Origin of the sequence: Geosporobacter ferrireducens (assembly GCF_001750685.1) — a bacterium.
In the GTDB taxonomy this organism is placed as follows: domain Bacteria; phylum Bacillota; class Clostridia; order Peptostreptococcales; family Thermotaleaceae; genus Geosporobacter; species Geosporobacter ferrireducens.
Genome location: NZ_CP017269.1, coordinates 3,349,286 through 3,362,703, shown reverse-complemented (window position 1 = coordinate 3,362,703; position 13,418 = coordinate 3,349,286). Strand labels below are relative to the sequence as shown.

Genomic DNA, 13,418 nt, shown 5'->3' with positions numbered 1-13,418 from the left:
TTTCCCCAGCTAGGGGCGAAAAGGAGTTCTGTTCGCGGTACCACCCTAATTTACGGCATGCCGTAATCTTGTCATTGTTAACGATGGCATATACCACCGGAATGTCCTACGCAGATCCATATCCTTCAAACATTCACTCTGGAGCGAGTTATTCTATATCTGCTTTCACTGACTCACACCATCCGCCAGCTCTCTGAAGAAAGATAGATATTTTTTCTCTCCATCACTGCTTTATCTTATCAAAATTATTTTACACAGTAGGATTTCAGCGCTGAAAACTTTCACCTGTAAAAAGAAAGCTTTCAAAAGATTGTATCAGCATATATCTCTATTGTCAACAGTTCGTTTCTGAATAATTATAATTTTTTGAAAAAAATTTTTTTTAGGTCGGCCTTGGCAGAACTTTCGGTCATTTTTCTATAAAAATCACTTCTCTATCCTAAATCTTTTTTGTTTTCATGCAAATTTTTCATATGCATGGCAAATTTAGGGTACTTAAGCCTATTTTTTTCTACGTATATCTATATTATTATAAAATTATATTATTTTTAACCATTGCCGTTGGAGGTACCTCCATGAATATTGATAACAAGCTAAATGAATATTATTCATCGAAAACTTGCAAGTATTGTCAGGGTCTCATCCAAGATCCCTCCCCCTATGGCTGCTGTAAAAAATGTGAGGGGTTGATTGCTGAAGCATACCATCAGGTTAAAGAGCATCTTGCTCGGTTTCCCGGCGCTACCCTCACGGATTTGCGAAGAGAACTGGATATTCCTTTTAAGGTGCTTCATCACTTGATCAAGGAAGGACGCATTTCCCTCTTAGATGATTTTCTATAAATTTACTACATAGCAACCCCATTACTTTCATTCACTCATATAAGATAAAAAGGAACAGCACACAAAGCCGTTCCTTTTTATCTTATCCTTTTCTCCCAACGAGAGTACTTATATTCCTCATCCTCTTCCGCAATCGTGATTGTGACAGCCGCCTCCCCCTTCACTTTTTTGTCCTACACCAAAGGTGGAGAATATTTTCTTTACCTTTGAGCCCTCGCAATGAGGACACTGCTGAACTCTCTCATAATCGCCGGTTTTCATTAATAAATCGAAAGTCTTTCCACAGTCTTCACATTTAAACTCATAAACAGGCATTTCCTCACCCCTTTCACTTATACTACAGATTTCCAAACAGCTCCTTTGGCGGCTTTGGGCCAAAGAACTGATAATAATCCACTTTAATCCTGCCATTAAAGAGCTTCCGTTTTTTACTGGTTTTTTTCCCGTATAGCCTTTCAAATTCTTCATGAGAGGTAATCACATAAACAGACCATGTGTCAAATTTGCTAAATACTTGCCCCATTCGCTTATAAAGATCCTCCACTTCTTTCTGTTCTCCCAATCTTTCTCCATAGGGAGGATTACAAATAATATAGCCGTATTTTTTATCGGACCGAATCCGTGCCATGTCTTGTACTGCAAAAGTAATACAGTCGTCCACATTGGCTTGATAAGCATTTTCCTCTGCAGTCTTTATCGCCTTTGGGTCCGCATCTGAAGCATAGATTTGAATATCTGTATCCTGCCGAATCGCTTTGAGCGCCTCTACCCTGGCTTCTTTCCAAAGGGCCTCCGGGACTCTAGGCCATCCTTCCGACACAAAACTCCGCTCTAACCCCGGTGCAATATTTTTACCGATCATTGCAGCTTCGATCGCAATGGTACCAGATCCACAGAATGGATCAATCAATACCCGGTCCTCTCTCCAACGGCTAATCAGCACCATAGCTGCTGCCAGGGTTTCCTTTAGCGGTGCTTCGTTGGCCTTTTCCCGATAACCCCTTTTATGCAGTCCTACGCCACTGGTATCAATCGTCAGGGTAACCACGTCTTTTAATAATGCTACCTCTATAGGAAACTCCGGCCCTTCCTCAGAAAACCACTCTACCTCATAGTTTTGCTTTAGCCGCTCTACAATGGCTTTTTTTACAATTGCCTGACAATCAGACACACTGAAAAGAGTAGATTTCACTGATTTTCCCGTAACAGGAAACTTTCCATTTTCGGGAATCCACTGCTCCCATGGCAGCGCCTTTGTTTTCTCAAATAGTTCATCAAAGGTTCTGGCTTCAAATTCTCCCATTTTTACTAAAACTCTATCGGCAGTCCGCAGCCATAAATTTGCTTTTGGGATCGCGCCTTCATCTGCATTAAAAGTCACCCGTCCATTTTCTACAGTAATTTCTTCATATCCAAGCTTTTTCACCTCAAGCTTAACCATCTCTTCTAAGCCAAAAGTAGCCGTAGCAATTAGCTGAATCTTCTCCATATGATCTCTCCTAAAATAAGCTTTATTTTTCCACTTTATTGGTATTATAGCATAAACTCAGCCTTTGAATACATTTCCACTCAAATTAAACTTCCTTGCTGTTTTTCGACATCTTATCCATATAAAAAAAATTATATACAGTGAATTCTGAAAATGATATAATAAAATACATGGTATAATTTGGATAATTTTATAAAAAAAGGAGGAATTTGCTTGTCAATACGTCGCTTTCTTGGCCCCTATCAGCATTTGTCCAACAGTATCTTCATCATTTTTTTCGCACGCATGGTCAACAGTGCCGGTCATTTTGTTATGCCTTTTATGGTTATGTTCCTGCGTGACAAAATCGGATTAAACCCAGAACAAACCGGTTATTATATGATGCTGGCAGCCTTTGCCTATGTGCCCGGGTCTATAGCAGGAGGCAAGCTGGCCGATATTCTTGGTAGAAAGAGAATATTTATTCTTTTTCAGAGCTTGGCAGCTTGCAGTTTTATCCCCTGTGCTTTTCTGGAAAGTTCAATGCTGATCCCCTGGCTTCTAATTTTATCAAGCTTCTTTAGTGGTGCAGCAGGCCCTGCCAACAGTGCTATGGTCGCCGATTTAACGAAGAGTACCAATCGTAAGGAAGCATATTCTTTATTATATATGGGTCATAACCTAGGCTTTGCTATAGGCCCCCTGGCAGCCGGATTTTTATACCGTAACTATTTGCCTTGGATTTTTATCGGTGACGCCTTTACCAGCTTTGTTTCAATTTTTCTTGTAGCAAAGTTTATTCCTGAGACAAAACCTGATTTAGAAAAAAAGGAAATTCATGAGGAACTATCCCATAATGAGCATGCAGAAACCGGCAGCTTCATAGCCGCTTTACTCAAAAGACCGGTTTTATGTATCTTTATGCTGATGATTGCGCTTTACTCGTTTATCTATGTACAGCATCATTTTACCCTGCCGCTGCAGCTGGAAGAAGTTTTTGGTGAAAAAGATGCGTCTTATTACGGCATGATTATGACAACCAACGCCCTAACTGTAGTTTTTTGTACAACCCTCGTTACCCATTTAACGTTAAAGTTAAAACCTATTTTCTGCGTGGGACTGGGAGGACTCTTTTATGGAATCGGTTTTGGTATGCTTTTTGGGATTAACCACTTCTATCTTTACATATTGTCTACATTTATCTGGACATTGGGTGAAATATTAGTAAGCACAAATGGAATGGCCTTTGTAGCCAACAATACACCGATATCCCACCGAGGCAGATTCAACGCCATCTTTCCTATTATTGCAGAGGCGGGTCATGCAGTAGGACCCTATCTAACCGGAAAATATCTTTTGAGCCATAGTTTGCGGTCCGTATGGCGCCTTGCCTTCTTTGGTTCCCTTAGTGTTGCCTGCCTTTTGTTCCTCCTGCAGATGATGGAAAGTATGCGCAGTCCTGAAATAAACCGAGAGCAAGAGCAAATATGACGCTACCCTGAAACATCAAGTCTATCCGCTTGGTGTTTTTTCTTTTGAAAACCAAGGAGGATTTTCCAGAATTTTATGGAAAATTATATCTAAAAAGATCTCTGCCATGATAGAAGCTATTTTACTCATAAGCCAGTCCAACCGGACATAGATTATGAACAAAGAATACAAAAGGGAGGGGATTCACATGAAAAAAATTCTAATCGTCGGAACGCTCGATACCAAAGGGATGGAGTTTAAGTTTATCAAAGACGTGGTAGAAAGCACGGGTATGGAAACCATTGTCATCAACACAGGGGTAAAGGGTGCTGCTGCTTTCCAGCCGGACATTTCAAACAGTCAGGTTGCTTTAGCCGGGGGTTCTAGCATTGAAGCCTTGATCGCTAAGGACGACAGAGGTGAAGCAATGGCAGTCATGACCCAAGGTGCTGCCAAAGTTGTTCTCGATCTATATGAAAAGGGGCAAGTTGCCGGCATCATTAGTCTTGGCGGCTCCGCAGGAACTACGATTGGCTGCTGTGCCATGCAAGCCCTTCCCATAGGTGTCCCGAAAGTAATGGTATCCACTGTTGCATCGGGGGATACACGTCCCTATGTAGGTGTAAAGGACATTACAATGATGTACTCTGTAGTAGATATTTCGGGAATCAACAGCTTATCACGCCGTATATTATCAAATGCAGCCTATGCGGCAGTAGGTATGGCTAAAGGGGAAATACCCGCAGCAAAACAGGAAAAACCACTGATTGGGGCTACCATGTTCGGTGTTACGACTCCTTGCGTTACAAAGGCAAGGGAGTATTTGGAAGAACAAGGCTATGAAGTATTGGTGTTCCATGCTACAGGAACCGGTGGAATGGCCATGGAGAGCCTCATTGCGTCTGGCTTTATTAAGGGAGTCCTGGATATCACTACTACAGAATGGTGTGATGAACTGGTTGGGGGTATTTTAGCCGCAGGGCCCGCTCGCTTAGAAGCTGCCGCGAAGATGGGTATTCCACAGGTCGTCTCCACAGGAGCTTTAGATATGGTAAACTTTGGTCCTTATGAAAGCGTTCCCGCCCAATTCAAAACTAGAAATCTCTATAAGCATAATCCTACCATTACCCTTATGCGTACTACTAAAGAAGAGAATATTGAGCTCGGTAGAATCATCTCCAGTAAGCTGAACAGGACAAACGGTCCTACAGCTCTCTTTCTTCCGCTGAAAGGCGTCTCCTTGATCGATATGGAGGGAAAGCCTTTTTATGGACCGGAAGAAAATGCGGCCCTTTTCGACACACTGCGTGCAAACATTGACAGGAGCAGGGTTGAGTTAATTGAGATGGATACAGATATCAATGATGAAGCCTTTGCTTTGGCAGCAGCAAAGAAATTGGTAGAAATGATGAATCAATAATATAGAGGAGGAAATAAAAATGCCTATAAAAAGAGAACAAATTCTGCAAAATTTAAAAGGTCAGATTGCACAAGGGAAAGCACTGCTAGGCGCTGGCGCCGGTACAGGTATCTCTGCTAAAAGTGCAGAAGCCGGTGGTGTTGACTTAATCATTATATACAACTCAGGACGTTACCGTATGGCAGGAAGAGGTTCTTTAGCCGGTCTTCTCCCCTATGGCGACGCCAATGCCATCGTAGTAGAAATGGCCAGCGAAGTATTGCCTGTAGTGAAGCATACTCCTGTATTGGCTGGGGTTTGCGGTACAGATCCTTTCCGTCTAATGAATGTATTCTTACGGCAGTTAAAGGACATCGGTTTCTCAGGCGTACAGAACTTTCCTACAGTAGGACTGATAGACGGTGTATTCCGCGCCAATCTGGAAGAGACCGGCATGGGTTATGATTTAGAGGTGGAAATGATCCGCAAAGCCCACGAACTGGATCTGCTAACCACGCCTTATGTTTTTAATGAAGAAGAAGCAGAAAAAATGGCTAAAGCAGGAGCAGATGTCTTAGTAGCCCATATGGGCCTCACTACGAAGGGAACCATTGGTGCTAAGACAGCCTTAACCTTAGATGGCTGCGTAGAGCGCATTCAGGCCATTCATGACGTAGGTAAAGCCATTAATCCGGATATCATGGTCATTTGTCATGGCGGTCCCATCGCAGAACCGGAAGATGCAAGATATATATTATCTAAAACAGCAGGGGTAGTAGGTTTCTTCGGTGCTTCCAGCATTGAAAGGCTGCCGACGGAAGTGGGTATTAAACATCAGGTAATGGATTTTAAAAATATTTTGCTGTAATCGAATAAAAACCCTCAAATTGAGGGTTTTTTCATCATTATTCTCTAAATTTTATGCGCCCTGCTCTTTGGATTGAACATATACTGCGCTGGGACCCGATTCATCAATCCGTTTCAGTACAAAATGCTTTGAATAAGCCCGAATCAGTTGAGACAGCTGTTTGTGTCCGTAAGTACGAGGATCAAATCCAGGATCTAACTGCAGCAATGCTTTTCCCATAGACCCGAGATGGGCCCATCCATCTTCCTGGACTACCATTTCAAAAGCCTCCCGCAGCATTTGGACCAATGCCAATGCCTTTCCGTTTTCCTTCTTCTTTTGATTATCTTCTTTCAGGATCGGCTTAATTTCCCTCGGTGATATGTTCTCTGTATAAATAAATACGTCACAAGCATTTACAAAAGCCTTCGGTGTTTTCTTCTCTCCGATGCCCATAACAAAAATTCCTTCCTCCCGAATTCTTGTTGCCAATCTTGTATAGTCGCTATCACTGGAAACGATGCAAAACCCATCTACCAGTTTACCATGCAGAATATCCATAGCATCAATGATCAACGCGCTGTCGGTGGCATTCTTCCCCACAGTATATCGAAATTGTTGTATCGGCTGTATTGCGTAGTTATGTAAAGCATCTTTCCATCCGTTCATATTAGAAGTGGTCCAATCCCCATAAATTCGTCGTACTGTCACGGAACCATGCTTTCCTGTCTCCGCCAGCATTTTTCCCAAAAGAGACGGCTGCGCATTTTCCCCATCGATGAGTACTGCCATCCGATTTTCCTTTGAGTCGTTGTAGTTTTCGATCATTTTATTACTCCCTTCTCTGTCCGTTTCTCTTTATATGGGTATTCATCGTTCTGCTCTTTTGGTAGATCATCTATTCCAGCAAGCAACTTTTCTTCCTGTTCCTTCCATTCTCCTTATACATCATTCTTCCTTCTTCTTTATTTTCCTGCTTTACTCGCAAACTTTATATCAGCAATACAGTTCTTTTTATTAAAACATGGTCATACAAACGGGTTTATGATCTGTCATAAAAATTCTGTTGACTTGACCGACATATTTTTCATCAGAAATCTCAGCTAAACCGAAGTGATAAAGTGTTCTAAAGTTCACAGCACCCATCAGCATAGAAGAAAAATCACAGATTTTCATCGATACTTCAGCTTCATAATCTTCCTCAGACACACGCACTGCTTTTCCATTTATAAAATGTATAATCCAACTGCCATTGTTTTTCGGAAAAAAGTCATCTTCGATCCATAATTTCAAACGGCAGGTTTCGTCGTTAAAATTATGGGCATGCAGTTCCTTAAAAATTCCCTCAACGTTAATAACACGATACATTACACCAATCCCCGAAGCATCGGTTTCCAAAAAAAATGTTTGGAATGTGTCATTTAATCCATTTGTAGGATCTGAAAGCAGATAATGAAAGCTTTCTTCCTGCAGATTTATGTGAATCCGATGGACCTGATCTGCCTGGGTATGAAGAAAGGTGCACAATTCTGCAAGTGCTTCCTTTGTTTCATATATAAATTCCTTAACAATCATATTGTATATAAAGCGGTAAGACTCCTTCTCCTTTTCAAAGGTAAAGACAACATATCCTAACAGCTTCCCGTCTTCCTTATATCCCACAATCCTGTAATCTCCATCAAAGGTATTTCTAATCTCAAAGGATTTCTTTGCCAAAAGGCCGTTTGTTTTATTCATGTACCGTTGATAACACTCTATATATGCCTGCTGATCCTTTTCATTTAAATATACAATATGTTCTTTAGAAGTTCCCTTGGGAAAGCTCTCCGGTTTTACCCGATATTGGTTCATCTTTGTCCCATATCCAAAACCCATTCTTCTGTAGAAATTTGCATTAAAAGGGTAGAGCATAACCATACTGCTCCCCGCATCTCTGTAGTGCTCCAAAAAATAGGTCAATAACTCTTTTGCAATTCTTTCCTTTTTGTGAAGCAAATCTACACAAACTGCACCAATTCCTCCCACATTAATTTTCTGTGAAAACAAGTTCATCTGAAAATCAAACAATCGCATTCCACCTACAATGGTTTCATCTAAGAAAAATCCGTAAAAGCCACCTCCATCATCAGTGTCTACAATGCTATCCATTCTCGATTGAAAGTTTTCCCTATCCGTTTGTGTATGCCCAAACCCAGGATAAGCATTCACAATCAATCTGGAAAACGTTTCGCTATCTTGTTTTGTTAGCTTTCGAATAGAATTCATACCCCTGCCCCCTTTTGGTAAAAATTCCGAAATACTCATCCCCCGATTGATTTTCGGAATTTTCATTATCCATATTATATCATAAAATGATAATGGTCTCTTGATAACTATTTTGAATACGCCATAACGGGATCTGTTGACCTATCGTTTTTTTCTTTCAAACAAATCTTGATACAGTTTTAAACTCTTTCTTATATGTCCGTTTCTTCCGACGGCAGTCTCAGCTGCGATCATGGAATTTAGTATCGCTTCTTCCACAGCTTCAGCAGAAGCTTGAAACACTTCATCAATGATATCTTCATGGATCATTCGGATTGCATAGGTTCCCTCATGACGTTCATGGGGTACCTTATTGGCCGTTGTAAAAGTAATCACGATATCTCCGCTGCCGTGGCCTATATAAGATCCCGTTCTGGCAAGTCCTACCACAGCACGCTTTGCAACCCGCTTTAGCTGCCGTTCTGTCAACGGAATATCCGTAGCCAACAGCATAATGATCGAACCTCTATCCTCTTCTTGTACGATCTCTTTATCTCTCTCTTTTATCCATCTCCCTAAGGGTTCTCCACTAAGCAGAAAATCTTCTGTTCTTCCCATATTTGTTAATACAAGGGCACCTACCGTATAGTCCTCATTGGAAAGGTTCACAATTCTGGAGGCTGACCCGATCCCTCCTTTTAATCCATAACAAGACATCCCGGTGCCTGCACCTACCCCGCCCTCTTCAAAATCTTCACTTGCATTCCGAATCGCATGCCACACATCTGTTTCAGTTACATGTCTCCCGCGAATATCATTCAGATATCCGTCATTGCATTCGCAAACAACCGGATTGACGGTTCCTGTAGTTAATCCTATATCGCCGTTACCTTCCAGCATATAGGAAATTAGTGCATCGCTAACTGTACCAATACTTAGGGTATTTGTCATAAGAATGGGTGTTTCAATATTTCCTAACTCTTCTATCTGGATAGATCCCATGGTCTTGCCAAAACCATTGGCAACATGAATTGCTGACAAAACTTTTTCCTGAAATAGGTTTCCATCATGCGGCAGTACTGCTGTTACACCGGTCTTTATATCTCCTTTGCTAATTGTAGTGTGTCCTACTTTTACTCCAGCTACATCTGTTATAAGATTCTTCTTCCCTGTAGGCATACTTCCGATGCAGATCCCATAGTCCCGTATTCTTTTTTGTTTCTTCATTTTCTTCGCCTCCCCCGGTAAAGTAATAATTTTTTTACATAATGAAAAAATCAAGAAAAAATTCTTGATCTTTGCTTATTCTATCAATATTTCTTCTACAGTTAAATCCTTCTGCTCATATAGATCAATGATCTTATGGCTTCCTTCCAGCCGTATCACTGGATAGCCTATGGCCTTTGGATCAACAAAGGTTACATGTCCTTTTCTACCATCACTTAAACCTACTTTACTGCCGATCAAACAATTCAACATATTTTTAACAAAAACAAGGATAATCTCTGTGTCCAATCGATCCATATTACTATGTAAATGATCCAGCACCAGAAAAGGACTGATTCTACCGCGATAAACCCGTTTGGAAGTCATGGCGTGATAGACATCTGCAACGGCAATAATTTTTGCATAGGGATGAATATCGTCTCCCACGAGTCCCTGAGGGTACCCTCTTCCGTCTTCTCGCTCATGATGCTGCCGAACTGCTAGTTTAATCTCGTCCTCATAGGAGGGCATCTTATTAAGAATATCATAGCCCAGTCTTGGGTGTTTTTTTATGACTTCAAATTCTACTGGGGTTAATGGTCCCGGTTTCTTTAAGATTTGCATAGGTATCTTGCTTTTTCCAATGTCATGCAATGTGCCTGCAATAGTAATTTTTGACAATTCTTCTTCATCCGTATATCCCATCCACTTGGCAATCACACCGGCAACGATGCCGATATTCACTGTATGCTGAAATGTATAATCATCTTGAGATTGAAGCTGGAGCAGCAGTCTTACAATATTTTTTTCCCGCCTTGTTTCCTTGAGGAGCGGCTGCAGCATTTTAACAACTTCTTTTTTAGTAATGGGTTTGCCGTCCATAGCTTTTTTCATTAATACTTTACTGTCTTGAATAGATTTTATGTATACTTTTGTTAAATCAATCGATACAATTTTCTCCTCCATATTTTTTAACCTGACAATGTGATTCACGGTGAGCTTCGTTCCGGCCGGTATAATCATTGCCCCATGATCAAGATATAGATCATAAGCCAAAATATCTCCCGGTGTCAATTTATTCACTTCGATTTTCTTTGTATATAGTTCCATCTCTTCCAGTGAACGTACCATGCTATTTTTCTCAGCTCCCCGTCTATATTATAGAATACTACATACAGTTTGTTATTCGACTTTTTAAACTTGTTTTCCTCTTATTTCGTCATATTTCTTCTATCATCTTAACAAATCTTCTTTGTAGTTGTAAACAAGACATCGTTTTCTTTTCAAAGTTTTAATAATTATGGGAATACTAAAAAAACTCCGGTGTTATCACCGGAGTTTTACTGAATTTCAATCTTTTTGCTTGTTTTTTTATGCTCATCCTTCGGAAGCAAAATCTTGAGGATTCCATTTTCATATCTGGCCTCGATCGCTTCACTGTGAATGTTTTCTACATAGAAAGATCTACTGGTCTTAGCCATCTTTCTTTCTCTCCAAATATAATTTTCTCTTTCTTCATTTACTTCCACTTTATTCTCAACAGAAATGATTAAATAGTCATTTCTATAGTCGATATGAATCTGTTCCTTATCTACACCTGGAATCTCTGCTTCTAAAACATAGCCTTTTTCGTCTTCTTTAATATCTACTCGCATTCCTGTTGAAATTGCCGGAAGTCCAAAGTCCTCCTGAAACATCCTTTCGAAGATATTCTCCATTTCTCCGGTTCTTTTGCTGAAAGGTACTAATCCACCAAACATATTGAACACCTCCATTAAATATTTATATCTACTATAAATATAAAATAAAGGTCAAAGAAAGTCAAAACGGTTTATGCCTAATTATTCTCTGTTTACTTTTTTCGATAGCTATTTATTCCGTTTGGCTTTCTCTTCCTTCTGTTTTTATCATATTCCTTTATTTTTCATTGGGAATCACTTTTAATTTTTTTATTTATATTTTTTGTTCACTTTCTACAGACACAGCCACTTCTCGCTGTGCATTTGATTGCTTTTTATGGGCCAGCATCTGAATAAATGCTTCTACAATATTGGGATCAAAGTGTTTTCCTGCACAGCTTCTTAGTTCAACCAGTGCCTCCCCTTTTGACTTAGCTCTGGCAAAGGGACGGTCATGGGTCATACAGTCATATGCATCAATCACTGCAATAATTCTTGCCAAAAGCGGAATTTCTTCTCCCTGAATGCCCTGGGGATATCCGCTGCCGTCCCAATGCTCATGATGGTATAAAATAGAATCTGCAATGACCGTTAATTCTTGAGATGCACCTGCTATACGATAACCAATTTCACTATGGGTCCTCATAATCTTCCATTCATCTTCTGTTAGCTCGTTATTTTTTTCAAGAATATAGTCAGGAATAGCAATCTTCCCTATATCATGAAGCTGTGCAAGTAGATCAAGTTTGTATAATTGATTTTCGTTTAACCCAATTGTTCGCCCCAACTTCAATGCAAGCAACTTCATTCGCTGCCCGTGTTCCTCCGTTTCGTGGGTACGCTCCTCTAAACTCTGCTTCAGAGACGCCAAGATAGAGCTTCTGGTACTTTTGCTTTCAAAAAGCTTATTTTGGTACATTCTGTCTTCAGCAAGCTTAAATAAAGCCTGGATATTCTGGCTTTCATATTCTTTTGTAGCTGCCCCTAAGGCAATACTGACCTTGATTGGATCTGCAGTTTCTTCTTTGCAGCGGTCCTTCATTCGTGCAATGATATCTGCTAATTCATCAGTTCCAACGTTTGGCAGTATGACAGCAAATTCATCTCCTCCAACCCGGGCAATAATATCTTCCTGTCTACAGACCTCTTTGAATATTTCTGCCACCCGCTTTAATAGATTGTCTCCCGCCTCATGTCCAAAAGCATCATTTACTAGTTTTAACCCATTGGCATCTCCTAAAATCAAACTCAGCGGCAGTTGCCTGCCGGTATCCAATCTGGCCAATTCCTCTTCAAAATATGCCCGATTATATAAACCGGTCAGCTTATCATGAAAACTCAAATAACGTATTTCTTCTTCGGCCTGCATGGTTTGTGTGATATCATTAATGGCAAATACGATACCGCTAATGATTCCTTCTTCATTCAAAAGCGGTGCCCCATTAATCGAAAGAAATACCCTTGTACCATCTGGCCGTTCGATCATTTGATGATAATCATCTATAGCCTCTCCGGTTTCTAATACTTTTCTAAAAATTAATTCTTCATCAGCTAGAGGCCTCCCATTAATGTCCATATTTCTCCATTTTGCTTCATTATATTTTCTCGTTGTGATTTCACTTCGTGTTAAGCCAAATATCTTCTCTGCTCTTGCGTTTGCGAATATAATCTGTCCCTTTCGATCGACAACAGTGATTCCTGCAGGACTTGTTTCCATTAATTTTGTGATTACATCCCGTTCCCGGCTTAATTTTTCCTCATTTTCCTTATTGTTTGTGATATCATGGAAAATTGTACTGAAGTAGCCTGTTTCATTGCTGTAGGCGGAAACAGAATACCATCGCTTCAACGGATGAAAATATTTTTCAAATCGAATGCTCTCACCTGTTATTGCCACTTGTCCGTATAAATCAATCCAATCAGAATCTTCCTCTAAATTATTTTCAAAAACTGAGGTCATCCGTTTTCCCAATATTTCCTCTTTCTTCAATCCGGTTAACTGTTCGAATGCATCATTTACGTCAAGAAATATATAATCAATCGGTTTCCCCTCATCATCAAATACAATTTTATGATAGGCAAAGCCATCCAACATATTTTCTATCAGTGCCCTGTATGTATCTTGGCTATGACTTTTCAATTGTGCTGTCATTTGATTTCCCTCCCACAGGTATTGAAATTTAGGCCTTTTGCACAGAGATGTTATTGTTTTTAAGGAACTATAATTTTCTTTGAATAATAATTACCCAGATTTACTAAGAAA

General features: G+C 40.2%; 12 protein-coding genes and 1 other annotated feature. Of the genes, 4 read left to right on the top strand and 8 right to left on the bottom strand.

Going from position 1 to position 13,418, the window contains the following annotated elements; translation table 11 throughout:
* Positions 1-8 precede the first annotated feature (8 nt).
* Positions 9-236, bottom strand: a binding site (T-box leader).
* Between the two features lie 339 nt (positions 237-575).
* On the top strand, positions 576-842 hold the full coding sequence (locus tag Gferi_RS15720; RefSeq protein WP_069978124.1) for a hypothetical protein: 267 nt from the start codon (positions 576-578) through the stop codon (positions 840-842).
* 117 nt (positions 843-959) lie between these two features.
* Here Gferi_RS15720 and Gferi_RS28485 read toward each other — a convergent pair whose 3' ends face one another.
* Both Gferi_RS28485 and Gferi_RS15710 read right to left on the bottom strand, forming a co-directional pair.
* Entirely contained in the window at positions 960-1,157 is a 198-nt protein-coding gene (locus Gferi_RS28485) for an FmdB family zinc ribbon protein (RefSeq protein ID WP_069978121.1), read from the bottom strand.
* Positions 1,158-1,179: 22 nt separating this feature from the next.
* Positions 1,180-2,331, bottom strand: a complete 1,152-nt coding sequence (locus Gferi_RS15710) for a THUMP domain-containing class I SAM-dependent RNA methyltransferase (RefSeq protein ID WP_069978119.1) — start codon at positions 2,329-2,331, stop codon at positions 1,180-1,182.
* A 213-nt stretch (positions 2,332-2,544) separates the two neighbouring features.
* Here Gferi_RS15710 and Gferi_RS15705 point away from each other — a divergent pair, with 213 nt between their 5' ends.
* The 3 genes from Gferi_RS15705 to Gferi_RS15695 all read left to right on the top strand — a co-directional run bounded on the left by Gferi_RS15705 (position 2,545) and on the right by Gferi_RS15695 (position 6,047).
* Entirely contained in the window at positions 2,545-3,801 is a 1,257-nt protein-coding gene (locus tag Gferi_RS15705; RefSeq protein ID WP_069978117.1) for an MDR family MFS transporter, read from the top strand.
* A gap of 187 nt (positions 3,802-3,988) precedes the next feature.
* A complete protein-coding gene (locus Gferi_RS15700; RefSeq protein WP_069978115.1) occupies positions 3,989-5,200 on the top strand; it encodes a Tm-1-like ATP-binding domain-containing protein in 1,212 nt (403 codons plus the stop codon).
* 19 nt (positions 5,201-5,219) lie between these two features.
* The gene (locus tag Gferi_RS15695; protein WP_069978113.1) at positions 5,220-6,047 is read left to right on the top strand and encodes a phosphoenolpyruvate hydrolase family protein; all 828 of its coding nucleotides are present in this window, start codon (positions 5,220-5,222) and stop codon (positions 6,045-6,047) included.
* Between the two features lie 51 nt (positions 6,048-6,098).
* Here the strand turns inward: Gferi_RS15695 and Gferi_RS15690 are convergent, their stop codons facing one another.
* The 6 genes from Gferi_RS15690 to Gferi_RS15665 all read right to left on the bottom strand — a co-directional run bounded on the left by Gferi_RS15690 (position 6,099) and on the right by Gferi_RS15665 (position 13,307).
* Positions 6,099-6,854: an NYN domain-containing protein gene (locus Gferi_RS15690; protein ID WP_069978111.1), complete on the bottom strand. Its 756-nt coding sequence runs from the start codon at positions 6,852-6,854 to the stop codon at positions 6,099-6,101.
* A gap of 189 nt (positions 6,855-7,043) precedes the next feature.
* Entirely contained in the window at positions 7,044-8,291 is a 1,248-nt protein-coding gene (locus Gferi_RS15685) for a GNAT family N-acetyltransferase (protein ID WP_069978109.1), read from the bottom strand.
* Between the two features lie 141 nt (positions 8,292-8,432).
* Positions 8,433-9,497 carry a DmpA family aminopeptidase gene (locus Gferi_RS15680; RefSeq protein WP_069978106.1) on the bottom strand — a complete coding sequence of 355 codons (1,065 nt, stop codon included), beginning with the start codon at positions 9,495-9,497 and terminating at the stop codon, positions 8,433-8,435.
* A 75-nt stretch (positions 9,498-9,572) separates the two neighbouring features.
* Positions 9,573-10,607, bottom strand: coding sequence for an HD-GYP domain-containing protein (locus tag Gferi_RS15675; protein ID WP_069978104.1), 1,035 nt, complete (start codon positions 10,605-10,607; stop codon positions 9,573-9,575).
* Between the two features lie 209 nt (positions 10,608-10,816).
* A complete protein-coding gene (locus Gferi_RS15670; protein WP_069978102.1) occupies positions 10,817-11,236 on the bottom strand; it encodes an Hsp20/alpha crystallin family protein in 420 nt (139 codons plus the stop codon).
* A 193-nt stretch (positions 11,237-11,429) separates the two neighbouring features.
* The gene (locus tag Gferi_RS15665) at positions 11,430-13,307 is read right to left on the bottom strand and encodes an HD domain-containing phosphohydrolase (RefSeq protein WP_069978100.1); all 1,878 of its coding nucleotides are present in this window, start codon (positions 13,305-13,307) and stop codon (positions 11,430-11,432) included.
* Positions 13,308-13,418 lie beyond the last annotated feature (111 nt).